The organism is Streptomyces sp. NPDC001858, assembly GCF_053594615.1.
This window is the reverse complement of record NZ_JBSFEV010000006.1, coordinates 298873-321844: the sequence shown is the minus strand read 5'-3', so window position 1 is coordinate 321844 and position 22972 is coordinate 298873. Positions and strand designations below refer to the sequence as shown.

At 72.7% G+C, this 22972-nt stretch carries 18 protein-coding genes and 1 pseudogene; 9 read left to right on the top strand and 10 right to left on the bottom strand.

Going from position 1 to position 22972, the window contains the following annotated elements; genetic code table 11:
* Window positions 1–236 precede the first annotated feature (236 nt).
* Together ACWCPF_RS11750 and ACWCPF_RS11745 are read left to right on the top strand one after the other, a co-directional pair.
* On the top strand, window positions 237–3068 hold the full coding sequence (locus ACWCPF_RS11750) for a helix-turn-helix transcriptional regulator (RefSeq protein WP_451044817.1): 2832 nt from the start codon (window positions 237–239) through the stop codon (window positions 3066–3068).
* 330 nt (window positions 3069–3398) lie between these two features.
* Window positions 3399–4190 carry a S1 family peptidase gene (locus ACWCPF_RS11745; protein WP_451044816.1) on the top strand — a complete coding sequence of 264 codons (792 nt, stop codon included), beginning with the start codon at window positions 3399–3401 and terminating at the stop codon, window positions 4188–4190.
* 110 nt (window positions 4191–4300) lie between these two features.
* On the opposite strand, the gene ACWCPF_RS11740 is transcribed toward ACWCPF_RS11745, so the two are convergent.
* The 5 genes from ACWCPF_RS11740 to ACWCPF_RS11720 all read right to left on the bottom strand — a co-directional run bounded on the left by ACWCPF_RS11740 (window position 4301) and on the right by ACWCPF_RS11720 (window position 8821).
* The gene (locus tag ACWCPF_RS11740; protein ID WP_451044815.1) at window positions 4301–5431 is read right to left on the bottom strand and encodes a winged helix DNA-binding domain-containing protein; all 1131 of its coding nucleotides are present in this window, start codon (window positions 5429–5431) and stop codon (window positions 4301–4303) included.
* 273 nt (window positions 5432–5704) lie between these two features.
* Window positions 5705–6307, bottom strand: coding sequence for a copper resistance CopC family protein (locus ACWCPF_RS11735; protein ID WP_451044814.1), 603 nt, complete (start codon window positions 6305–6307; stop codon window positions 5705–5707).
* Complete coding sequence (locus tag ACWCPF_RS11730) at window positions 6286–6954, bottom strand: superoxide dismutase family protein (protein ID WP_451044813.1); 669 nt, start codon at window positions 6952–6954, stop codon at window positions 6286–6288. Before ACWCPF_RS11730 ends, ACWCPF_RS11735 begins: the two co-directional genes overlap by 22 nt.
* 161 nt (window positions 6955–7115) lie before the next feature.
* The gene (locus tag ACWCPF_RS11725; protein ID WP_451044812.1) at window positions 7116–7979 is read right to left on the bottom strand and encodes a hypothetical protein; all 864 of its coding nucleotides are present in this window, start codon (window positions 7977–7979) and stop codon (window positions 7116–7118) included.
* Between the two features lie 200 nt (window positions 7980–8179).
* Window positions 8180–8821, bottom strand: a complete 642-nt coding sequence (locus tag ACWCPF_RS11720; protein WP_451044811.1) for a superoxide dismutase — start codon at window positions 8819–8821, stop codon at window positions 8180–8182.
* Between the two features lie 253 nt (window positions 8822–9074).
* Here ACWCPF_RS11720 and ACWCPF_RS11715 point away from each other — a divergent pair.
* Window positions 9075–9320: pseudogene (locus ACWCPF_RS11715) on the top strand (Fur family transcriptional regulator); the annotation flags it as partial.
* On the opposite strand, the gene ACWCPF_RS11710 reads toward ACWCPF_RS11715, so the two are convergent.
* Entirely contained in the window at window positions 9290–10420 is a 1131-nt protein-coding gene (locus ACWCPF_RS11710) for a HoxN/HupN/NixA family nickel/cobalt transporter (RefSeq protein WP_451044810.1), read from the bottom strand. The pseudogene ACWCPF_RS11715 and the gene ACWCPF_RS11710 overlap by 31 nt on opposite strands.
* 110 nt (window positions 10421–10530) lie before the next feature.
* On the bottom strand, window positions 10531–11298 hold the full coding sequence (locus ACWCPF_RS11705; RefSeq protein WP_451044809.1) for a cobalt-precorrin-6A reductase: 768 nt from the start codon (window positions 11296–11298) through the stop codon (window positions 10531–10533).
* Between the two features lie 219 nt (window positions 11299–11517).
* On the opposite strand from ACWCPF_RS11705, the gene ACWCPF_RS11700 reads away from it, so the two are divergent.
* Window positions 11518–12084: a GNAT family N-acetyltransferase gene (locus ACWCPF_RS11700; RefSeq protein WP_451044808.1), complete on the top strand. Its 567-nt coding sequence runs from the start codon at window positions 11518–11520 to the stop codon at window positions 12082–12084.
* A gap of 22 nt (window positions 12085–12106) precedes the next feature.
* Here the strand turns inward: ACWCPF_RS11700 and ACWCPF_RS11695 are convergent, their stop codons facing one another.
* Both ACWCPF_RS11695 and ACWCPF_RS11690 read right to left on the bottom strand, forming a co-directional pair.
* A complete protein-coding gene (locus tag ACWCPF_RS11695) occupies window positions 12107–13684 on the bottom strand; it encodes a protein kinase domain-containing protein (protein ID WP_451044807.1) in 1578 nt (525 codons plus the stop codon).
* 323 nt (window positions 13685–14007) lie between these two features.
* On the bottom strand, window positions 14008–14661 hold the full coding sequence (locus tag ACWCPF_RS11690; protein WP_451044806.1) for a hypothetical protein: 654 nt from the start codon (window positions 14659–14661) through the stop codon (window positions 14008–14010).
* Between the two features lie 179 nt (window positions 14662–14840).
* On the opposite strand from ACWCPF_RS11690, the gene ACWCPF_RS11685 reads away from it, so the two are divergent.
* On the top strand, window positions 14841–16103 hold the full coding sequence (locus ACWCPF_RS11685; RefSeq protein ID WP_451044805.1) for an NAD(P)/FAD-dependent oxidoreductase: 1263 nt from the start codon (window positions 14841–14843) through the stop codon (window positions 16101–16103).
* Between the two features lie 29 nt (window positions 16104–16132).
* Window positions 16133–17041: an RNA polymerase sigma-70 factor gene (locus ACWCPF_RS11680; RefSeq protein WP_451044804.1), complete on the top strand. Its 909-nt coding sequence runs from the start codon at window positions 16133–16135 to the stop codon at window positions 17039–17041.
* 33 nt (window positions 17042–17074) lie between these two features.
* Here ACWCPF_RS11680 and ACWCPF_RS11675 read toward each other — a convergent pair whose 3' ends face one another.
* Entirely contained in the window at window positions 17075–18670 is a 1596-nt protein-coding gene (locus tag ACWCPF_RS11675; RefSeq protein WP_451044803.1) for a bifunctional 3-(3-hydroxy-phenyl)propionate/3-hydroxycinnamic acid hydroxylase, read from the bottom strand.
* 197 nt (window positions 18671–18867) lie between these two features.
* Between ACWCPF_RS11675 and ACWCPF_RS11670 the strand changes: the two genes are divergently transcribed.
* The 3 genes from ACWCPF_RS11670 (at window position 18868) to katG (ending at window position 22925) form a co-directional block, all read left to right on the top strand.
* The gene (locus tag ACWCPF_RS11670; protein ID WP_451044802.1) at window positions 18868–20076 is read left to right on the top strand and encodes a cysteine desulfurase-like protein; all 1209 of its coding nucleotides are present in this window, start codon (window positions 18868–18870) and stop codon (window positions 20074–20076) included.
* A gap of 154 nt (window positions 20077–20230) precedes the next feature.
* Entirely contained in the window at window positions 20231–20692 is a 462-nt protein-coding gene (locus ACWCPF_RS11665; RefSeq protein WP_451044801.1) for a Fur family transcriptional regulator, read from the top strand.
* 25 nt (window positions 20693–20717) lie between these two features.
* Window positions 20718–22925 carry a catalase/peroxidase HPI gene (katG, locus tag ACWCPF_RS11660; protein WP_451044800.1) on the top strand — a complete coding sequence of 736 codons (2208 nt, stop codon included), beginning with the start codon at window positions 20718–20720 and terminating at the stop codon, window positions 22923–22925.
* Window positions 22926–22972: the final 47 nt, after the last annotated feature.

Sequence of the window (22972 nt, the reverse complement as noted above, 5' to 3'; positions counted from 1 at the left end):
GGGGTACTGCCGTAGCGCGGGCGGCGCAACATTCCCGTGACGCGCATCGGGCAGGATGCCGGGAGCAGCGATCACATCAAGCCAGGGAGGCCCCTCACGACAAGCGACCATTCACCCACCGCCACCATGAATTTACATATGCGTCATGTTGTTATATCCCTCACCTCGTCATGTCTCCGGATTTCAAAGAGTCGTTGCCTAGAATTTGGCCCGGACACGACACTCGGAGGGGAGCGGTGACCGTGCGACGGGAGTTCAAGGAGCCTGCCAGATGCCGCCCCGACCTGGTCATCGGCCGGGAGGAGCTGGTCACGGCGGCGCGTGACCAGCTGACCCGCGGCGGCAGTGTGCTGCTGCACGGCCCCGCCGGAATAGGAAAGTCGACCGTGCTGCGGGCATTGGCCGTGGATTACGGCGACGCGGCGCGCACAGTGCTGCGCTGCTCGGCGACGGAGTCCGAATCCCATCTCCCGTTCCTGGCCCTGGCGGATCTCTTCGGCCTCGTGCTGGACGAGATCTCGGACAAGCTGCCGGCCGCCCAGCGCACGGCCCTGGAGTCGGCGCTGACCGGCCGCGGCGAGTCGACTCTGCAACGCGACGGCCTCGCCCTGCGGCTGGCCGTGCTGTCGGCCCTGCGCGCCCTCGCCGCCTCGGGCCCCGTCCTGCTCGTCGCGGACGATCTGCAGTGGCTGGACTCGGCCAGCGCCGAGCTGCTCGGCTTCGCCGCCCGCCGCCTCGGCGACACCCACGTCCAACTGCTGTGCGCGGTGCGCACGGAGGGACAGGAGTACGACCGTCATCTACGCGCGTCCCCGCCGGACACCCTCGCCGTCCGGCTGAACCCGCTCTCGCGCGCCCAGGTCTCCGCGCTGCTCGATCACCGCGGCTACACCGCCCTGCCCCGCTCGACCGTGCGGGAGATCCACCGCACCAGCGGCGGCAACCCCTTGTTCGCGCTGGAGCTGGGCCGCGCCCTCGGCGAGAACCCGACCCCGCCGCGGCCCGGCGAACCCCTGCCGGTGCCGACCTCGCTGCGCGCCCTGGTGCTCAGCCGGCTCGACATGCTCTCCGACGACGCCCGCCGCACCCTGCTCGTGGCCAGCGCCGGCGCCCGTCCCACGCTGGCCCTGCTGCACGCGGCCGGCCGCGAGAACGCCGAGGCGGAGACCGCGCAGGCCGCCGCGCTCGGGCTGCTGACGACGGAACCCGAGGGGCCGGCCGTCCGGTTCGCGCATCCGCTGATCTCGGCCGCGCTCTACGCGGAGGCGCCCGCGCAGGAGCGCCGGGCCGCGCACGCCGCGCTGTCCACGGCCGCCTCCGACCCGATCGAGCGGGCCCGCAACCTCGCGCTGGCCACCACCGGCACCGACCCGGAGGTGGCCGCCCGGCTCGCCGAGGCCGCCGCGCTGGCCCGCGACCGGGGCGCCCCCTCGGTCGCCGCCTCGCTCGGACTGCTCGCCGCCCGCCACACCCCGCCGGACGGCGTGCCCGCCCCGGACGACCGAAGACTGCAGGCCGCCGAGGACGCGATCACGGCCGGCGAGGTGGACCTCGCCCGGGACATCGCGCGCGAGGTGCTTACCCGGGCGACCGTGCCCGCCGAGCGGATCCGGGCCTGGGAGGTGGTGATCGAGGCCGCCGGGCAGTCCCTCGGCGAGGTCGACGCCGTCTTCCCGCAGGCCCTCGCCGACGCCGGCGACGACCCGCGGCTGCTCGCCCTGGTCCACTACCGGCTGGCCTGGCGCAAGCTGGTCGTCGAGGGCGACTTCGCCGAGGCCCGGCAGGAGGCCGCGCACACCGCGGAGCTGGCCGCCCGGGGCGGCGACCGCCGCACCGAGCTGTTCGCGCTCTCCTTCCAGGCGTCGACGGAGATCCTGATGGGCCATCCGCTCGCGCCGACCACCATCAAGCGGGCGTTGAAGGAACCCCAGGACCCGTATGTGGCGTGCCATCACAACGGCGCCGGAATGGCCCGGTACCGCTGGCTGCTGATGAGCGATCAGCTCCCCGAGGCCCGCGCCACCATGACCGCGCTGCTGCGCGAGGTGCGCCGGCGCGGGATGGTCGAGAGCGAGGTGCACTTCCAGCGGTTCCTCGCCGACACCGAACTGCGCTCCGGGCACTGCGGACGCGCCCTCGACCTGGCCCGCGAGAGCCTGCGGCTGGCTCGGGACTCCGGCATCGGCCTGGGCGCCTCCGCGATGCTCACCTCGCTGGCCGAGGCCTCGGGCGGTGAGGTGGACCGGGCGCTGGTCCTGGCCCGGGAGGCCACCGACCGCGCCGAGGAGGACGGCGACCAGATGTACCTCTCGCGGGCGCTGGCCGCGCTGGGCTACGCCCAGCTGGTGGCCGGGGACGCGGCGGGCGCGGTCGGCTCGCTGCGCCGGGTGCGGGAGCTGGAGCAGGGCCTGGGCATCACCGACCCCGCGCGGGGCCGTTGGCACGGCGATCTCGCCGAGGCGCTGGTCCGGGTCGGCGAGCCGGGCGAGGCGCAGGACGTCATCGACGTGACCCGCGAGCACGCGCTCAGGCTGGGCCGGGAGAGCGTGCTGGCCGTGCTGGACCGGTCGGAGGCGATGGTGCGGGCCGCGCTCGGCGACCACGAGGCGGCGCTGTCCCGGCTGACGTCCGTTCAGGACCGGCTCGCCAAGCTGGGATACGGCCTGGAGGAGGCCCGGGCGGCGTTCGCACAGGCCCGGCTGCGCGCCCTGCAGCCGGGACCGGGGCCGGGGCCGACGTCGTACGACGAGGCGGCGCGGCTGTTCCGGCGGTGCCGGGCGCTGCCCTGGCTGCGTCAGGTGGAGGCGGCCGCCGCCGAGGGCGCGGCGGAGCCGGCCGCCGCCGTCCCCCCGCAGGCGCTGCCGTCCGACGCGCTGGAGGGGCTCGCCTCGATGGAGCGTCAGGTCGCCGCGCTCGTCATGGAGGGCGCGACCAACCGGGAGATCGCCGCGCGCCTGTTCATCAGCGTCAAGACGGTCGAGGCGACCCTGACCCGGGTCTACCGGAAGCTGGGGATCCGCTCGCGGGTGGACATCGTCCGACTGGCGGCGGGGCGTCACGCGAAGTGAGGAATCCGCGGGTTAACTGCCCCTCACGGGCTACCTGTCCATAGCGGGGCGTCCCGGCCGACGCGGTGGCCGCACTGCGCGGACGCTCGCCGGCGGCTGTGCGCCGCCTGGGACGACCGAGGGTTTTCCCTGCCCCAACTCCCTTAGGGGGTTCCCTCATTGGGAGGAGCGGGTTCCGGGTCCTAGCGTAAGGGACGTGCCGCTCGCCCGGGCACACGGGGGTCGGTCCCTCCCCCACTCTCGGCTTCGCTCGAGCGGGAGGGACCCCCATCCCCGTGCACTCCCCCCACACCCGCGCGACCCCCCACCGGCAACACAGCGAGGAGATCCATGTTCGGGCTCAACCGCGTGAAGAAGACCGCCGCCGTCCTCGCGGCGACCGCCGCCGCGGCGGCGACCGCACTGCTCAGCGCCCCCACCGCTGTCGCAGCGCCCCAGCCGATCGTCGGCGGCACGACGACCACGACCACGACGTACCCGTTCATGATGCAGATCACCGACGCCTCGCAGAACCAGTTCTGCGGCGGCACCCTCGTCTCGGCGACCAAGGTGGTCACGGCCGCCCACTGTATGGTCGGCGAGACCACGAGCAGTGTGCGGGTCGTCGGTGGGCGCACGTACCTCAACGGCACCAACGGCACGGTCAGCCGGGTGAGCAAGATCTGGATCAACCCGGACTACACGGACGCCACCAACGGCGACGACGTGGCCGTCCTGACCCTGTCGACGTCGATGCCGTACACCACGGCGTCGTACGTGTCCTCGTCCCAGACCGGGGTGTACGCGACCGGCGCCACCGCCCGCGTCCTCGGCTGGGGCACCACCTCGGAGAACGGCAGCTCCTCCAACCAGCTGCGGACCGCGACCGTCCCGATCGTGTCCGACTCCAGCTGCGCGAGCTCCTACGGTTCCGACTTCGTCGCGACCGACATGGTTTGCGCCGGATACACATCCGGCGGCGTAGACACCTGCCAGGGCGACAGCGGCGGTCCCCTGCTCATCGGGGGCGTCCTGGCAGGGATCACTTCTTGGGGCGAGGGCTGCGCGCAGGCCGGTTACCCGGGTGTGTACACCCGGCTGACCACCTTCTCCAGCCTGGTCACCACGCAGGTCAACTCGTAGCGTCCGAGTCGACCGCGTGACCCGCGAGAACTCCTGAGCACCCCTCAGGGAACGACCAGGGGGCGCTGCGAGCCTCCACGAGCGGCCCGCAGCGCCCCCTCTCCACACCCTCACCGGCCCCCGGTGGGGGCTTGTCGCGCGATCACCGTGCCGAAGCGGATGTCGTGGCTCGCCTGCGGGTGCATCGTGGCCAGCATCCGCTCGCCCTGCGCCAGGACGTCCTTCCGCTGTGCCCGGGTGAGGGCGCCGAAGGGCTCGACGACGACGGCGTCCGGCTCCAGTTTCCAGACGCCCGCCAGGAAGCCGTCGACGAGGAGGGTGCAGTGGGCCTGGTTGCCCTGCCAGGAGCGGCCCCAGTACTCGGGCGGGACGACGCGGGTGCGGTCGGCGTGGGAGAGGAGGAGGTTGTCGAACTCGGGGAGGAAGCGGGGCGGGGCCGGGGTCTCGGGGTCGGGGCGCGGCGCGTCGGGGAGGTCGAACAGTTCGACGCCCCGCTCGTCGCGGAAGACGAGCAGCCGCGGGCGCAGCCGTTCGAAGGCCGCGCGCAGCCGGGTCAGGCCGGCCCAGGTCTGCATGTCCTTGACGGACGCCGGCCCGAAAGCCGCCAGATAGCGCAGGACGACGGAGTCGGCCGTCGGGGCCGGCTCCGCGGCGCGGCCGAGCCAGTGCTCGGCGGTGGTGAGCGCGACCTGTCCGCTGCTGCCCCACAGTCCGCGCGGGGTGACCTGGACGAGCGGCAGCCGGCAGCGCGCGGCGACGGCGAGGGACTGCGGGTCGGCCTCGGGCCACTCGGCCGAGAGGGCCTCGCGCAGCTGCTTCATGGTGCGCGGCTCGTCCTCGACGAGGTCGCGGGCGAGGGCGGCCAGCCGGTCGAGGTCGACGCCGACGAGTCCCTTGCGGAAGTAGGTCAGCTCGCGGTCGCGGGCGGGCTGGACGAGCGGTCGCAGGGTCAGGCAGTCGTCGGCGGTGTGGGTGTGGATGGTGGAACGCATCGTGACGATACGGACGACGTTCCGCTCGGCCATCGACGTCGACAGCGTCTCGGGAACGAAGCCGTCGAGGCGGGCGGCGAGCGCGTAGTAGGGCGGCTTGACGTTCTGCGCCTGCAGCCCGAGCAGGTGCTCGACGGCCGCCTCGGCCGACAGCGAGGAGGGTCGCAGCAGCGACTGCCGGTCCAGGGTGGCGCGGTTGAGGGCGCGCGCGCCGAGCACGGGGGCGGGCGGGGACGTCGTCTTCGTCATGCCCGCCACGCTAGGCGCTTAGGCGCTCCGCTGGAGGTGCGGCGATGTGCCGTCGTTTCTGCTGCGGCGCCGTCGTAGCCGGTCGCGCAGTTCCCCGCGCCCCTTCAGGGCGCTGCCGAACCGCCGGCGACATCGCCCGACCCGCTCAGCGCTCCGCCGGACGCGCCGCGATGCGCCGTCATCGCGCTGCGGCGCCGTCGTGGCCGGTCGCGCAGTTTCTCGCGGGCGGGTCCGTTGGGCCGTTCCCCGCTCGTGCGGGGAACGGGCCGTGGGTCACTCCGTGGTGTTTCCTTGCGTTGGCTCCGGTCGGCGGAGTGTGCGGGTCATGAGGAACCCTCCGCCGGCCAGGACCGCGAGCCCGCCTGCGAGGACGGCCGCCGCCGTGGTGCGGCCCAGGCCCAGAACCGAGTCCGAACCGCTCGTGTCCGGACCGTCCTTGTCCGGAGCTGCGAGGGTGAGTTTCGCGCAGGCGGGCGGGGTGTCGGCCGGTGCGACGCCTTCGACGGCCTCGAACTGGTAGGCGTTGCTCTGGGCGTCGCCGTCACCCGCGGTGATCTTGTAGGTGAGGGTGATGACGCCCGCGGGCAGCGGGGACACGGCCGCGCAGGCGGTGGCGGCACCAGTGACGACCGGTTTGCCGACCGCGATGGCGGTGCCGTCGGGACCGACCATGCCGATCTGCGGCGGGGTGCCGGACATCAGGTCGTCGAAGGTCAGCGCGACCACGCTGGTCCCGGCGCCGACCTTGGCTCCGGGTCCCGGTGTCGCGGTCTTGAGCGCGGTGTGGGCGGCCGCGGGGGTCGCGCCGAGGAGCAGCAGCGCCCCGACGCACCCGAGCGAGCCGGCCACCGCGGTCAGAAGGGGAAGTCGGCGCATGCGATCCGGTTGTCCTGTGCCTCGTTGGGGTGGACGACGATCGCGACCGCGCCCTTGCCTGTCTTGGTGGAGTTGTTCACCGTCGTCATGCCCATGCCGGAGGTGTCGGCGGTGAACATCAGGTGGATCTCGTTCGGGGGTGTCGTCGCACCGCCCTTCTCGAACTGGAAGTGCGCGCCGCCGTTCTCGGCGGAGCACTGCTGGGCGTGCAGATGGGCCATGTAGACGCCGCCCGGCTTGAGACCGGTCAGGGACACGGTGACCGTGGTGCCCTGCGAGCCCTGGGCCAGCCAGGCCGTTCCCGCGACGTCGTCCATCCCCGGCGGGCGGGTGTCCAGCAGTTGGAAGGCGCCCTTGACGACGGTGGCGCCGGGGATCTTGTCGGCGGGCGTGGCCGAGGGGTCCCCCATCGCCATGCCGTCCATGCCCGCCATGTCGTCCGTGCCGTGGGCGGAGGACGACGCGGACTCGGACGCGGCCGACGTGTCGGAGGAGTGGTCGTCGGACTCGCTGCCGCAGCCGGCGAGGAGCGCGGCCAGGGCCGCGGCGGCTGCGGCGGTGGCGGCGAGCCGGGGGCGCCGGCCGGTGCGGTGGGACTCCGACGGGTCGCCGGACAGGGGTGCGGATACCGATGTGTGGTGGTGCATGGGACTCCCGATCGATGGGCGCGGAGCAGGCGACCGCGCCTGCGCTGGGGCGGACGGGCGCGCTCCGGGCCTGGTTGGACATGCCGGCCGCGTGCACGGGCACGTCGGCCGTGAGCCTGTCCCCGGCCGTCACGTCCCGGGACGCCCGCCCCTCTTGGGGTTCAGGGCCGCACCGCGGACGACTGGCCGGGCGACAGCTGAAGGACTGCCGCACCGGCCCACGGTGGCCCCCTGCGCACGACGGCGTGTCTCAGCAGGACGGCGACGCCCGGCGAACCCACCACGGCCGCCGCGGCCACCGCGGCCCGGCCGGCCCCGGCCCGCCGGTCGGACCCGGGAGAGGCGAGCATCCGCCGGACCCGCCGCAGCGGCGCGAGCAGGAGCACGGCCAGGGCCCGGCCCATCCGGTGGACGGCCGCCTCGCCTCGCCACAGCCACAGGCCGCATCCGACAGCGATCACCAGGTGCACCAGCGACATCCCGGCCGAGCTCTGCCCCGCGACGACGGACTCCAGCACCTCGGCGCCGGAGCTTCGCGGCGTTGTTCCGACGTGCTCCATGACCATGCCCGAACCCGAATGCCCCATGTGCAGGGGCACGGGCAGGTGCAGGTGGATGCCGGAGGACGAGATCGGCAGGTCCTGGCCGGGGCCGGACACCGCCGCCGCCTCGCCGTCCGTCCCGCCGTCCGTCCCGCCGTCCGCTCCGCGGACGAGCACATGGGCCGCGTCGAAGAGCACGTGCAGCAATCCCTGGGCCGCGACCGTGGTTCCCACCACCGTCCACGCGCCACGCTCCCGGCCGGTCAGCCACCAGGTGCCCGCGGCGGCACCGGCGAAGGCCGGGCCCAGCACCCACCACGGCAGGAGGTCGCCGGACATCATGGAGTGCCCCAGCGCCGTGATCACCACGCAGACGGCCGCGAAGACCCCCACCCGCGCCAGGCGCAGGGCGGTGACGTTCCCTCCGACCGGTGTCGCACGGGTCGCCCGGCGTGTTCCGCCGCGGCGGCGCCTCCGGGACATGCAGACAACTCCTCGTACCGTTGGACTACCGGTACTTACGGGCGTGATCGCTCCGGCGTTCACCTCCGCACGGCGGATCGCGGTGAACATGCCGAGGACCCCGGCGAGCAGTCTCGCAGGGGTCCTCGGTTGTGCTGCCTGCACGCGTCGGGTGAGAAGACGATCACGAGCAGGACATCGGTGCGGACGCGGCTACGGCGTCACGAAGAGAGCAGCAGGCTGTCGCCGCGCTCCTTGGCGGCGGCGTAGCGCTTCGCCACGTCCTGCCAGTTGACGACGGCCCACATGGCGTCGATGAAGTCGACCTTCTGGTTCCGGTACTGCAGGTAGAAGGCGTGCTCCCAGGCGTCGAAGACGAGGATCGGGGTGGAGCCCTGGCCGACGTTGCCCTGGTGGTCGTAGACCTGCTCGACGATCAGGCGCCCGGAGAGCGGCTCATAGGCCAGGACGCCCCAGCCGGAGCCCTGGGTGGTGGCGGACGCCGTCGTCAGCTGAGCCTTGAAGCCCGCGAACGAGCCGAACGACTCGGCGATCGCGTCCGCGAGCTCGCCGACGCCGTCCGCCTCCAGGGGCTCGCCGCCGCCGTCGCCGGACATGTTGTGCCAGTAGATGGAGTGCAGGATGTGCCCGGAGAGATGAAACGCCAGGTTCTTCTCCAGGCCGTTGATCGAGCCCCAGGACTCCTTGTCCCGCGCTTCGGCCAGCTGCTCCAGGGTGTCGTTCGCGCCCTTCACGTACGCCGCGTGGTGCTTGTCGTGGTGCAGCTCGATGATCTCGGGGCTGATGACCGGGGCGAGCGACGCGTAGTCGTACGGAAGCTCCGGAAGCGTGTAAACCGCCATGTCCAACGTCCTCCGACGTTATTGCCAATGATATGCAGCTGCACGCTAACAGTACTAGCAACCTCTGATCGATGAGTCGTTGGACCTAGGCCTGCGGACGTGTCGCGGCCGGGCGCGAACTCGCCCGTCCGGGAACCCTCTGTTGTTGCAAGACGTTCGCAACAACCTGCACGCAGGATCCAGGGGAAGGGCAACGCCGTGAGCAGGAACCCGCAGTTGGCGCACTACGACCGGACGCCCCACGACGGTCTACCGCACGCTGGAGGTCCTGACGGCCACCGGTCCGACCCACGCGGTCCACGGCCCCCGGGCGACGCGCTACGGCATCACCGGCGCGCCCCACCACCACACCGTGTGCCAGGAGTGCGGGCAGGTCGGCGCGCCGGCGAGCACGCAGCCGACCGAAGCCGTGGGCCGGATCGAGGAGTTGACGGGGCTGCGCCCCGACGCCTCGGGATCGCTGCTCGCCTACGGCCGCTGCACCGACTGCGGCGCATGAGCGACCGGTGACGACGGGGCGGCCAGGCCCGCCGTCCACTTCTCCTCGATGCGGCCGACCTTCCACACCAGCAGGGCCACCGCCCAGGTCGCGAAGAACAGGCCGACGATGACGTAGCCGATGATGTTGAGGTCGAGGCCGGCGACCCGGTCCCAGAACGGGCCGTGCAGATCCGCCTGTTCGGCGATCAGGCCCAGCAGTTCGACCGTGCCGATGATGAGGGCGACGGCGACGGACAGGCCGGTGATGGTGAGGTTGTAGTAGACCTTGCGGACGGGCTTGGAGAAGGCCCAGCCGTAGGCGAAGTTCATGAACGAGCCGTCGATGGTGTCGAGCAGCGACATGCCGGCCGCGAACAGGACCGGCAGGCAGAGGATCGCGTACCAGGGCAGGCCGGAGGCCGCGCCCGAGCCGGCGAGCACGAGCAGCGCGATCTCGGTCGCCGTGTCGAAGCCGAGGCCGAAGAGCACGCCCAGGGGGTACATCTGCCAGGGCTTGGTGATCGACTTCATCAGTCGGCCGAGCAGGCGGTTCATGAAGCCGCGGTTGTCGAGCTGCTCCTCCAGCGCGGCCTCGTCGAAGTGGCCGGTGCGCATGGCACGGAAGACCTTCCAGATACCGACCATGATCACGATGTTGATGATCGCGATGGCGTAGAGGAACGTCCCGGACACCGTCGTGCCGACCCAGCCGGTGACGCTGTGCAGCGAGGAGTCGTCGTTCTCGACCGGCCCCGCCAGCGCCTTCACACCGAGGGAGAGCAGGAAGGCGAGCGCGAAGACGATGGTGGAGTGGCCGAGGGAGAACCAGAAGCCGACGGACAGCGGGCGCTGCCCGTCGTTCATCAGCTTGCGGGTGGTGTTGTCGATGGCGGCGATGTGGTCGGCGTCGAAGGCGTGCCGCATGCCCAGCGTGTACGCCGTGATGCCGATGCCGATGCCGAAGGTCTTCGTCCCGAGGCTGTAGTGCTCGGGGGCGACGATCACCACGAGCGTGAACCAGCCGATGACGTGCAGCGCCAGGATGAACGCGGCCATCCCGCCGACGCTCGCCCACTCCTTGCGGGTCATCGAGGCACGGATGCGACGGACGGGGGTCATGAGGACATGGGCCTTACTGCTGGGCGAGCGACTGTTTTCAGCCGCACCATCCAGCGTTCTGCACGCTATTTGCAACTACAACCGGAGTGCGGCAAAGCCCGGGTCAGGGTTCAGTCAGCGGTGCGAAAAGCGGCCCGGCCGAGGTGTCGGCCGAGCCAGTCGGCCGCCTCCCGCACGTCAGCGGCCTCGGGCACCCCGTCCGGGACCGGGGGCCGCCGTACGACGATCACCGGCAGCCCGGCTTCCCGCGCGGCCGTGAGCTTCGGGGCGGTGGCCGCTCCCCCGCTGTCCTTCGTCACGACGACGTCGATGCCGTGGCGGCGCAGCAGTTCGCGCTCGCCGTCGAGGGTGAACGGGCCCCGGTCGAGCAGCACCTCCATGCGGGCCGGGTGCGGGAGCTGCGGCGCATCGACGGACCGGACGAGGAACCACAGGTCCTCGGGCAGGTCCGCGAAGGCGGCCAGGCCCATCCGGCCGGTGGTGAGGAAGACGCGCCGTCCGAGCCGCGGCAGCAGGGCGGCGGCGGCCTCCAGCGAGTCCGCCCAGTGCCAGCGGTCGCCCTCGACGGCGACCCAGCCGGGGCGGCGCAGGGCCAGCAGGGGGACACCGGCGGTGGCGGCGGCCTGCGCCGCGTGAAAGCCGATCGTCCCGGCGAAGGGGTGGGTGGCGTCGACGAGCGCGTCGACCGCATGCTCGCGCACCCACGCCGTCAGCCCCTCGGCTCCGCCGAAGCCGCCGACGCGGACCTCGCCGGGCGGCAGCCGCGGACCGGCCACCCGCCCGGCGAGCGAGCTGGTCAGCCGCAGGCCGGGGGTGCCGTCCAGCAGCTCGGCGAGACGGCGGGCCTCCGCGGTCCCGCCGAGGATCAGCACGTGCATGGGGGTCAGGGTCCGTTCATGAGCGCCGGTGAGGCGAGGGGCAGCCGCACGGCCTCACTCAAGCACACGCCGCGCACGGCCCCCGGGCACACACCCCTCTTCTTATTGCATATAACTTGCAATAGCATTGTCGACGCAGGAAGTGCAGGAAACGCGGGAAGTGCAGTGCCGTGCAGTGCCGTGCAGTGCCATGAGTGCGGGAAGGGGGGTGGCGGCCCGATGAGCATCCGGATCGTCAAGGACGACGGGCTCCTCGCCCACACCGTCGCCCTGCACTCCGTCTACGTCGACGCGTTCTGCACACCGCCCTGGGACGAGGGCGAGGAGAAGGCCATCGAGTTCGTCGGCCGGCTGCCGGTGAACGTACGGCGACCCGGCTTCACCGCCGCGCTCGCCTTCGCGGGCCGGGAGCTCATCGGCTTCGCGACCGCCTGGACCACCCTCGCCCCCTTCCCCACCGACCGCTGCTACCCGCAGGCCGCCGCCGGCCTCGGCCACGACCGCACGGTGGAGTGGTTGTGCGGGGCCCGCGAGACCGACGAACTGGCCCTGCGCCGGGACGCCCGCGGCACCGGCCTCGCCGCCGAACTCCTCGAAGCCGTCACCGAGGACGCCCCCGACGGCCGCTCCTGGCTGCTCACCTCCGTGCAGTCGGGCCGGGCGATGACCTTCTACCGCCGCCAGGGCTGGACCCAGGCCACCCATCCCTCCCCCGACGGCAAGGGCATCGTCGTCTTCCTCGGCCCCCGCCATCCGGCCCGTTCGCTGGCGCCTCAACCCCGGTAGGGCCCGCGGGGCGCCGGAACGGTCAGTTCTGCGTTCCGGCGGCCCACAGGACGGTGTCGCCGGACTTGATCAGCACGTTTCCGTCGGCCTGGAAGACGAGGACCGCTCCCGGGTGGCCGTGGGTCCGGGAGGCCCACACGGGCTGCCCGGCGCTGTTGTGGACGACCAGGTTGCCGTCCGTCTGGAAGCGGGCGGAATTGCCGTCGCCGCCGGTCATCGCGGCCCAGCGCGGCTTGTGGTCCTGGTCGTAGATCACCAGGTTGCCGTCCTTCTGCATGATCAGGCTCCGGTCGCCCGCCGCCACGGACGCTCCGGTGGCCAGCTCGAACGGGGCCTGGACGACCTTGAGTTGCGTGTCGGGCGCGGGGGCCGCCGGGGCCGTGGCGGACGGCGTCGCGACCGCCGTCGCCGAGGCGGACGCCGCCTTGCTCGCGGTCGCCGAGGCGGACGTCCGTTCCTTCGCGGAGGGAGCGGACTCGGCCGCGGAGCGCTGGGTGCCGAAGTGGACGGCGGCCACCACCGCCGCCACGACCGCGACCGTCGCGACGGCCGTGGGCACCAGCCAGGCGGGCCGGCGGCGTCGGCCGGGCTCGGCCGGGGCGGCGAGGACGGTGTCGGACCGTGCCGTCCCCGGGGCCGTTTCCTGGCCGGCGAGGGCCGCGACGGAGGTGGGTGCGACGGAGGTGGATGCGAGGTCGATCGCGGTGCGCGTGGAGTGCTCGGCCCGGGTCAGCTCCCCGGCGAGAGCCGCCGGGCCTTCCCGCTGCCAGTCCCCGATCCGGCCGCCCCGCTCCGCCAGCCATCCGCTCAACCGGGCCGCCGTCGGGCGCGCGGCCGGGTCCTTGGCCAGACACGCGGTGAGCAGCGGCGCCAACTCCGGGGGGACGCCGACGAGATCGGGCTCCTCGTGGACCACTCGGTACAGCAGGGTGGCCGCGGGGACCTGCTCCCCCGCGCGGGAGAAGGGGCCGCGTCCGGTCGCGGCGTACACGACCACGGAGGCCAGCGAGAACACGTCGGCCGGTTCGGCGGCGACGCTGCCGACGGCCTGGTCCGGTGCGAGAAAGCCGGGGGAGCCCACGGAGACTCCGAGGCGGGTGTGCCGGCTGTCGTCGGCAGCCCGTGCCACCCCGAAGTCGATCAGCCGTGGGCGGTCCCGGGCCAGCAGGACGTTCCCGGGCTTGACGTCGCGGTGCGCGAGGCCGGCCTGGTGGACGGCCTGCACCGCGCCGCACAGTTCGGCGGCGAGCGAGAGCAGCGCGGGCCGGGTCAGCGGACCGTGCTCCGCGACCCATTCGGCGAGCGACGGCGCGGGCACGTATTCGGTGGCCAGCCACTGCGGGGACTGGCCCGGTGCGCTGTAGTCCACGACCGTCACGGTCCACGGCGAGCGGACGCGGTCGCTGTTGCGGATCTCGCGGGCGAACCGCTCCTCGAACCCCGGCTCGGAGCTGAGATCGTCGCGGATCGTCTTCAGCGCGAGCAGTCGGCCCGAAGCCGTACGGGACAGGAACACCTGCCCCATGCCGCCCGCGCCGAGCCGGCCGAGCAACGGATAGCCGCCGATGGACGTCGGGTCCGAAGGCTGAAGGTTTTTCATGACGACTGTTTCCCCGGAGGTGTGCATCGGCGCTCGAACCACGCGCTGTTGCCTGGGCGTGCGCGGTGGTGAGCAGGGCGGCCCGCAGCTCGCAAGTATGCCGGACCGGCAGGCCCGTCGCGCTTGTCTCCCCCGCATCCGAACCGACCGGAAGACGTGTCTGACCTGCGAATTCCCGGAACGGATCGGGTGCGGGGCCCCCGGGGAAGAAAGCCGCGTCCGCAAGGGCAGGAACGGGGAGACCTCGGGGGCACGACGGCGGGCTGCGGGGGCCGAGAAGGGACGACGGGAAGGGACGGGAACGGGCGGGAACGGAGCCGCCGTCAGAAGTCGTAGGCGGTGAAGGCGAGGCAGACGACCGTGCCGTCCGGCTCGACTGCCTCGTAGCCGTTTCTCTCCTCCGCCTCGACCGGGAAGAACAGGGCGTTGCCGCCGCGGTCCGCGTCGATGACCAGCTCGGCGAAGTTGGCCCGACGGCCCTCCCGGTCGCCTTCCGCGATGATGCGCACGGCCTCGCGCAGACAGGCCTGCGGGTCACGGCCGGGGACGTACCCGGGGTCGAAGGGGTCGCTGCACAAAACGGCGTACCCGTCCAGCGGCGCCGGTTCGTAGCCGTTGTACCCGTAGGCCTCCCACTCGGCCGCGAGGATCCTGGCGGGGTCCGCCAGCGGCAGGACGACCATGCCGACCCGGGCCACCGGCGGCCCGTCTTCGGGCCGGTGCCAGTGGTAGCCCGCGTACACCGGACAGCCGCTCAGCCCGGGCGGCAGGCCCTGGTGGCTCCATCGGCCGGCCGTCGCCATCCCGAACCAGGTGATGTTCTCGGCCACGGTCAACTCCCCGACGTGAGCGAACCATTCGGGCCGCCCCGCGCCCAGCGTGCCGTCGCGGTCGATGTGCGCCACCCACCGCCACAACAGGGCGTCCATGCCGTCGACGGCGCTTGCGGAGTCGGTCGAACTCTGGACTGATGCCATGTCAGCCAGCATGGCACGGGGGTCTGACAGTGCCGCCGAGCAAGGCCCTGACCCAAAGGGCAGTGATCTGCGTCACACCTGTCACAGCGGGCGGTCGGCCGGTGTCCTGTGCGCGAAACCGCGAACCGCGAACCGCGAACCGCGAGACACGGACGCGGAACGACACTGAGGGAGACACCATGACCGGGACCACGCAGGTGATCGTGATCGGGGGCGGCTACGCGGGCGTGATGGCGGCCAACCGCCTGACCCTGCGCGACGGGGTGAGCGTGACCCTGATCAACCCGCGCGCGACCTTCGTCGAGCGGATCCGCCTGCACCAGCTGGTCGGCGGGTCCGACGACGCGGTCGTCGCGTACCGGGACGTCCTCGCCGAGGGCGTCCGGCTGGTCGTCGACTCCGTGACGCGGATCGACGCGGGCGGACGCAGCCTGCTCCTGGAGAGCGGCGACGCCGTCGGCTACGACTACCTGGTCTACGCCGTGGGCAGCGGCAGCGCGGACCCGAGCGTGCCCGGCGCGGCGGAGTTCGCCCTCCCGATCGCCACCTTCGAGGAGGCCCGGCGGCTGCGGTCGGTCCTCGCCGGCACGCCCGCCTCGGCGCCGGTGACGGTCGTCGGCGCCGGTCCGACCGGGATCGAGACCGCCGCCGAGCTGGCGGAGGAGGGCCGTGCCGTGACCCTCGTCTGCGGCGGGGTGCTCGGCCCGTACCTGCACCCGCGCGGCCGACGCTCGGTCGCGGGTCGGCTGGCCGCGCTCGGGGTCGAGGTCCTGGCGGGCCCCGGCACCGAGGTGACGGCCGTGACGCGCGACGCCGTGCGGCTGGGCGACGGCCGCGAGGCGGCGAGCACGGTGACCGTCTGGACGGCCGGGTTCGCCGTGCCGGACCTGGCCCGGCGCAGCGGCCTGAGCACCGACGCCTTGGGCCGGCTGCTCACGGACGAGACGCTGACCAGCGTGGACGACGTCCGTATCGTCGCGGCCGGGGATTCGGCGGCGCCCTCGGACCTGCCGCTGCGGATGAGCTGCCAGGCGGCGATACCGCTGGGCGCGCGGGCCGCGGACACGGTGCTCGCCCGGATCGCGGGCGAGCGGGCCCCGGACCTGAACCAGACGTTCGCCGGGCAGTGCATCAGCCTGGGCCGGCAGGGCGGCATCTTCCAGTTCGCCCACCGGTACGACGTCGCGGTGGGCCTCCACATCAGCGGTCGCCCCGGGGCGCGGCTCAAGGAGTTCGTGTGCGCCGGCATCGTCAAGCACCTGGCGGGTGAGGCGCGCAAGCCCGGTTCGTACCGCCTGCACAACGTCTCGGGAGGCGCCCATCGCCGGAAGGCGCTGGAGGCAGTGGAGGCGCTGCGGACCTCGGGGGCCGGGGACGCCGAGCGCGGCAAGGCGCCGGCCGCCACCGCCGAACAGACCGTCCAGACCGTCCAGACCGTCTAGACCGCACAGGAACGGAAAGAGAACGACACATGAGTGATCACGCCGCCGACTCCGGCACAGACGAGGCGACCGGGATGTTCGTCGCGCACCGCAACCTGCTCTTCACCGTCGCCTACGAGCTGCTCGGATCGGCGGCCGACGCCGAGGACGTCCTCCAGGAGACCTGGCTGCGGTGGGTCAAGGTCGACCTGGCGCAGGTCCAGGACCGGCGCGCCTACTTAGTCCGGATCACGACCCGGCAGTCGCTCAACCGACTGCGCACCATGACCCGCCGCAAGGAGGCCTACGTCGGCCCCTGGCTACCCGAGCCGCTGCTCACCACGCCGGACGTGGCCGAGGACGTCGAGCTCGCCGAGAGCGTGTCGATGGCGCTCATGCTCGTCCTCGAGACGCTGTCGCCGACCGAGCGCGCCGTCTTCGTGCTGCGCGAGGTGTTCGGCGTCGGCTACGAGGAGATCGCCGCCGCCGTCGACAAGACCCCCGCGACGGTCCGGCAGATCGCGCACCGCGCCCGCCTGCACGTCGACGCGCGCCGCCCGCGCGCGGCGGTCTCCGCGCGGGCGACCCGGACCGCCCTGGAGTCGTTCCGGCACGCGACCGAGACCGGGGACCTCCAGGGCTTCCTCGACGTGCTCGCCCCCGACGTCGTCCTCCTCGCCGACGGCGGCGGCGTCAAGCAGGCCGCGCTGCGCCCGATCGTCGGCGCGGACAAGGTGGCCCGCTTCCTGATCGGCACCGCCGGCCGGCACACCGCCGAGCTCACCAGCGCGCTCACCGTGGTCAACGGCAACCCGGGGCTCGTCATGCGGCTGAACGGCGAACTCGACGGCGTCCTCGCGGTCCGGGTCGAGGACGGCCGTATCACCGGCCTCTACTTCGTCCGCAACCCGGAGAAACTGACCCGAGTGGAGTCGGAGGTCCCACTCAGCCTGACGTGAGCGGCCGCGGGTTCGGGCGCCGCCGGGGCGCGGTCACCGCCCCGGAGCGGGGCCGCGCAGTCGTCCGCGGGCGGCGGCGAGCAGTTCGCGGATGCCGTCCGTGGAACCGACGCCGCCGAAGACGTAGTGGTCGGGGCGGGCGAGCACCGCCGCGCAGGACCGGTGGCGCAGCCAGGCGTCCAGGACGGGCCGGTCCTCGCGGTACTCCCGTGTCCCGGCGCGCGGAACGCCGTCCACGAGCCGCACGACCTCGACCCGGAAGCCGCCCTCCGCCGCATGCGCGCGCAACGCGGACTCGGCCGCGGACGGATCCGCGTCCTGCCGCAGCACCAGCCGGAACGTGCTCCCGGTGAACGCGTCCAGGAGGCCGGTGCCGCCCCGGGCGTCCGTCACGTCCGGCTGCGGCAGGATGTCGCCGCGCGCGGCGAAGCCCTCCGGCGCGAGGAACCCGGCGCGCAGCCCGGGGATCAGGGACTGCCGGACGGTCCCCTCGGGCGCCGCGGCCAGCTCCGCGAGCAGCTTGGCGTCGCGTTCGGCGGCCGCGGCCTCGTCGCGTTCGCAGATGACGTGCCCGAACTCCTTGGCGGTGAGCGTGACGTGTCGGACGTGCGGCGCCCGCTCCCGCTGGTAGGCGTCCAGGAGCCGGTCGTCGGCGCCGCCGCGCAGGTGCAGGGCGAGCTTCCACATCAGGTTGGACGCGTCCCTGATGCCCTGGCACATGCCCTGCGCGAGGAACGGAGGGGTCATGTGCGCGGCGTCGCCGAGGAAGAACAGCCGCCCCACCCGCCACTGCTCCAGGACGAGGGCGTGGAAACGGTAGGTGGACGCCCGCCACAGGTCGTACGCGTCGGGAGCCAGCCAGCGCGCCAGCAGGCCGCGGATGAAGTCCGGGCCGACGACGTCCGCGGGCCGCTCACCAGGGTTGATCATGAACTCCCAGCGGCGATGGTCCCCCGGCCCCACCACGAACGTGCTGGGCCGGGCCGGCTCGCAGTACTGGACGTTCGTCCGCGGCAGCCCGGCCCCCGCGCCGGGGCGCAGCCGCAGGTCCACCACCAGCCACGGCTGGTCGAACTCCAGGTCCTCCATCCGCAGCCCCGCCCGTCTGCGGGCCGGGCTCGCGCCGCCGTCGCAGGCCAGCGCGTACCGCGCCCGCACCGCGCGCGGGCGGCCCGCCGGGTCGACCACGTCCACGGTGGCGCCGACGTCGTCGAGGCGGACGTCCGTCACCTCCGTGCCGAGGTGCACGTCGACGCCGTCCGCCCGGGCGAGGCGGTGGCGCAGGGCGGCCTCCAACCGCGGCTGGTCGAAGACGTAGTTCGGCTCCCAGCCCAGGAGATGGGGCGGCGGCGCGGCGCCGATGCGCTTGATGACCCGGCCGTCGGCGTTGCGGTACTCGGACGGCCGGTACGGCATGGTGTGGTCCGCGAGGGCGTCGGCGAGCCCGAGGCCGGCGAAGACCCGCATCGCCTCCTGGTCGAAGCCGATGGCCCGGGGCCGCGGCTCGATCTCCGCGGCGCGGTCGAACGCCATGACGCGCAGTCCCAGGTCGTGGGCGAGGTTGGCGGCCGTGGCCCCGACCGGGCCGAGCCCCACGACGACCACGTCGGCATCGAACTCGTCGCTCACGGGCTGCCCCTCTCGACACCGTCCAGCACCGTCCGGCACGGTCCGGCCCGGCCTGACACGGTCCGGCAGTGTCCGACGCCGTCCGACGCCTTCGGACACGACGGACCGTATTGGTCAAAAGTAAGACAGTCAAGGGTCTAACAATCATTTCGCAGATCCACTGGCAGGCGTCGGTCCCGGGTGCCAGAGTCGGGGCCATGGCCATGGACGTCGCCGCACTGCGCACCTGTTTCCCCGCCCTCACCCACGGTCTCGCCTTCTTCGACGGGCCCGGCGGAACCCAGACCCCGCTCCCCGTCGCCGAGGCCGTGACCAGGACCTTGACCGGCCCGCTGTCCAACCGGGGGCGCGTCAGCGCGTCCGAGCTGAACGCCGAGCGGGCGGTCGCCGACTTCCGCGCCGCGTACGCCGACCTGCTCGGCGTGCCCGCCGGCGCCGTCGTGCACGGCCGCAGCGCCACCCAGCTCACCTACGACTTCTCCCGGCACCTGGCCAAGGAGTGGCGGCCCGGCGACGAGATCGTCCTCAGCCGTCTCGATCACGACGCCAACGTCCGCCCCTGGATCCAGGCGGCCGAGCGCGCCGGGGTCGTCGTCCGCTGGACGGAGATCGACCCCGCGACCACGGAACTCGACCTGGACTCCTACGAGCGGGCGCTGTCGCCGCGGACCCGGCTGGTCGCCGTGACGGCGGCTTCGAACGTGCTGGGCACGAAGCCGCCCGTGCGCCGGATCGCCGACCGGGCCCACGAGGTGGGCGCGCTGGTGTATGTGGACGGCGTGCACTACGCGGCGCACCACCTGGTGGACGTCCCCGCACTGGGCGCCGACCTGTTCGTCTGCTCGCCGTACAAGTTCCTCGGACCGCACTGCGGTGTGCTCGCCGGATCCCCCGAGCTCCTCGAATCCCTCGCCCCGGACAAGCTGCTGCCCTCCCCGGACACGGTGCCGGAGCGCTTCGAGTTCGGGACGCTGCCCTACGAGACCCTGGCGGGCGCCACCGCCGCCGTCGACTTCCTGGCGACCTTGGACGGGGCCGAGCCGGACGCGGGGGAATCGCGCAGAGCGCGGCTGAAGCGCTCGCTGGACTCCCTGCACCAACACGAGAACGCGCTGCGCGCCAGGCTGGACGACGGGCTGCGCGCGCTGGGCGACGCCGTCACCGTCCACTCCAGGGCGGCGGACCGCACCCCGACCGTGCTGATGACCCTGGCGGGCCGGGACGCGGCCGCGGCGCAGACGCACCTTTCCGCCCGCGGGGTCGTTGCCCCGGCGGGGTCCTTCTACGCCCACGAGGTCTTCGCCGCGCTGAAGCTCCCCGACCCCGCGCTGCGGGCGGGACTCGCCCCCTACAACGACACGGAGGACGTCGACCGGTTCCTCGACGGGCTCGCCTCGTTTCTCTGAAAGTCTCTTCCCCATCGGTTTTCCCGTCCGTTCCCCCATCCGTCTCCCCGTCCGGTTTCCTCGTCGTCCCACCCGCCCCCGTCTCCTCCTGTTTCCCAGACTTGTACTCTTCGTTTTCTTGAAGCGTTCGTGTTTATGAAGTAGGTTCGGCCCCATGACAGCACCCCGTACACCGACCACCGCCGAGGAGTTGCGCGGTGTCGGACTGCGGGTGACGGCCGCCCGTGTCGCCCTGCTCGAAACCGTCCGCGACGGCGATCACCTCGGTGTCGAGGCCATCGCCGCCGGAGTGCGCGACCGCGTGGGCCACATCTCCCTGCAAGCCGTGTACGAAGCCCTCCACGCGCTGACCACGGCAGGACTCGTGCGCCGCCTCGAACCGCCGGGCAGCCCGGCCCGGTTCGAGGGGCGCGTCGGGGACAACCACCACCACCTCGTGTGCCGGTCGTGCGGCGTCGTCGTCGACGTCGACTGCGCGGTCGGCCACGCCCCCTGCCTCACCGCGGCCGACGATCGGGGCTTCCTGATCGACGAGGCCGAGGTCATCTACTGGGGCCTGTGCCCCGCCTGTTCCACCGCCGGCACCGCTGCCACCAGCGGTACCGCAGCACTCTGAATTCCCCCAGTTCGGAAGGATCCCCATGTCCGAGAACCACGACGCAATCGTCACCGACGCGAAGGAAGAGACGGGCGGCTGCCCGGTCGCCCACGGGCGCGCCGCGCACCCGACGCAGGGCGGCGGCAACCGCCAGTGGTGGCCGGAGCGGCTCAACCTGAAGATCCTCGCCAAGGACCCCGTGGTGGCGAACCCGCTCGGCGCGGAGTTCGACTACGCCGCGGCCTTCGAGGCCCTCGACCTGTCGGCCGTCAAACAGGACATCGCCGAAGTGCTGACCACCTCGCAGGACTGGTGGCCCGCCGACTTCGGCAACTACGGCCCGCTGATGATCCGCATGGCCTGGCACAGCGCCGGCACCTACCGCATCAGCGACGGCCGCGGCGGCGGCGGCCGCGGGCAGCAGCGCTTCGCCCCGCTGAACAGCTGGCCTGACAACGGCAACCTCGACAAGGCCCGCCGGCTGCTGTGGCCGGTCAAGAAGAAGTACGGTCAGTCCATCTCCTGGGCCGACCTCATGATCCTCACCGGCAACGTCGCGCTGGAGAGCATGGGCTTCACGACCTTCGGCTTCGCCGGCGGCCGCGCGGACGTCTGGGAGGCCGACGAGGACGTCTACTGGGGTCCGGAGACCACCTGGCTCGACGACCAGCGCTACACCGGCGACCGTGAGCTGGAGAACCCGCTCGGCGCGGTCCAGATGGGCCTCATCTACGTCAACCCCGAGGGCCCCAACGGCAACCCGGACCCGCTGGCCGCGGCCCGCGACATCCGCGAGACGTTCCACCGCATGGCGATGAACGACGAGGAGACCGTCGCCCTCATCGCCGGTGGCCACACCTTCGGCAAGACCCACGGCGCGGGCCCGGCGGACAACGTCGGCGCCGACCCCGAGGCCGGCTCGATCGAGCAGCAGGGCCTGGGCTGGAAGTCCACCTACGGCACCGGCAAGGGCGGCGACGCGATCACCAGCGGTCTGGAGGTCACCTGGACCACCAAGCCGACCCAGTGGAGCAACGACTTCTTCGACATCCTCTTCGGCTACGAGTGGGAGCTGACCCAGAGCCCCGCCGGCGCCAACCAGTGGGTGGCCAAGGACGCCGAGGCGATCATCCCCGACGCCCACAGCGACTCCAAGAAGCTGCCGACGATGCTCACCACCGACCTCTCGCTGCGCTTCGACCCGGTCTACGGTCCGATCTCCAAGCGCTTCCACGAGAACCCGGCCGAGTTCGCGGACGCCTTCGCCCGCGCCTGGTACAAGCTGACCCACCGTGACCTGGGCCCGAAGTCCCTGTACCTCGGCCCGGAGGTGCCGGCGGAGACCCTGCTGTGGCAGGACCCGCTGCCGGCCGCCGAGGGCGAGGTCATCGACGCCGCGGACATCGCGGCCCTGAAGGCCAAGATCCTCGGCTCGGGGCTCACCGTCTCCCAGTTGGTCTCCACCACCTGGGCGGCCGCCTCCAGCCACCGCGGCAGCGACAAGCGCGGCGGCGCCAACGGCGCCCGCATCCGCCTGGAGCCGCAGCGCGGCTGGGAGGTCAACAACCCGGACGAGCTGGCGCAGGTGCTGCGCACGCTCGAAGGCGTCCAGCAGGAGTTCAACTCCGGCGCCAAGAAGGTCTCCCTGGCCGACCTGATCGTCCTCGGCGGCGCCGCCGGCGTGGAGAAGGCGGCCAAGGACGCCGGTCACGACGTGGAGGTCCCCTTCACGCCGGGCCGCGTGGACGCCTCGCAGGAGCAGACGGACGTCGAGTCGTTCGCCGCGCTCGAGCCGACCGCCGACGGGTTCCGCAACTACCTCGGCAAGGGCAACCGCCTGCCGGCCGAGTACCTGCTGCTCGACAAGGCCAACCTGCTGACCCTGAGCGCCCCCGAGCTGACGGTCCTGGTCGGCGGCCTGCGCGTGCTGGGCGCCAACCACGGCCAGTCCACGCACGGCGTCCTCACCGACGCCCCGGGCACCCTGACGAACGACTTCTTCGTCAACCTGCTCGACCTGGGCACGACCTGGTCGTCGACGTCCTCCGACCAGACCACGTTCGAGGGCCGCGACGCCTCCGGCGAGGTCAAGTGGACCGGCACCCGTGCCGACCTGGTCTTCGGCTCGAACTCCGAGCTGCGCGCGATCGCGGAGGTCTACGCGAGCGACGACGCGAAGGACAAGTTCGTGACGGACTTCGTCGCGGCGTGGGTCAAGGTCTCGAACCTCGACCGGTTCGACCTGGTCTGATCTCCGACGGACGTCAGCGGGGCGTCCGGTTCGGCCACTGCGGCCGA

Coding starts and splice junctions, on each gene's coding strand:
- ACWCPF_RS11745 (WP_451044816.1), top strand. CDS start 3,399: ATGTTCGGGCTCAACCGCGTGAAGAAGACCGCCGCCGTCCTCGCGGCG.
- ACWCPF_RS11740 (WP_451044815.1), bottom strand. CDS start 5,431: ATGACGAAGACGACGTCCCCGCCCGCCCCCGTGCTCGGCGCGCGCGCC.
- ACWCPF_RS11735 (WP_451044814.1), bottom strand. CDS start 6,307: ATGCGCCGACTTCCCCTTCTGACCGCGGTGGCCGGCTCGCTCGGGTGC.
- ACWCPF_RS11730 (WP_451044813.1), bottom strand. CDS start 6,954: ATGCACCACCACACATCGGTATCCGCACCCCTGTCCGGCGACCCGTCG.
- ACWCPF_RS11725 (WP_451044812.1), bottom strand. CDS start 7,979: ATGTCCCGGAGGCGCCGCCGCGGCGGAACACGCCGGGCGACCCGTGCG.
- ACWCPF_RS11720 (WP_451044811.1), bottom strand. CDS start 8,821: ATGGCGGTTTACACGCTTCCGGAGCTTCCGTACGACTACGCGTCGCTC.
- ACWCPF_RS11710 (WP_451044810.1), bottom strand. CDS start 10,420: ATGACCCCCGTCCGTCGCATCCGTGCCTCGATGACCCGCAAGGAGTGG.
- ACWCPF_RS11705 (WP_451044809.1), bottom strand. CDS start 11,298: ATGCACGTGCTGATCCTCGGCGGGACCGCGGAGGCCCGCCGTCTCGCC.
- ACWCPF_RS11700 (WP_451044808.1), top strand. CDS start 11,518: ATGAGCATCCGGATCGTCAAGGACGACGGGCTCCTCGCCCACACCGTC.
- ACWCPF_RS11695 (WP_451044807.1), bottom strand. CDS start 13,684: ATGAAAAACCTTCAGCCTTCGGACCCGACGTCCATCGGCGGCTATCCG.
- ACWCPF_RS11690 (WP_451044806.1), bottom strand. CDS start 14,661: ATGGCATCAGTCCAGAGTTCGACCGACTCCGCAAGCGCCGTCGACGGC.
- ACWCPF_RS11685 (WP_451044805.1), top strand. CDS start 14,841: ATGACCGGGACCACGCAGGTGATCGTGATCGGGGGCGGCTACGCGGGC.
- ACWCPF_RS11680 (WP_451044804.1), top strand. CDS start 16,133: ATGAGTGATCACGCCGCCGACTCCGGCACAGACGAGGCGACCGGGATG.
- ACWCPF_RS11670 (WP_451044802.1), top strand. CDS start 18,868: ATGGCCATGGACGTCGCCGCACTGCGCACCTGTTTCCCCGCCCTCACC.
- ACWCPF_RS11665 (WP_451044801.1), top strand. CDS start 20,231: ATGACAGCACCCCGTACACCGACCACCGCCGAGGAGTTGCGCGGTGTC.
- katG (WP_451044800.1), top strand. CDS start 20,718: ATGTCCGAGAACCACGACGCAATCGTCACCGACGCGAAGGAAGAGACG.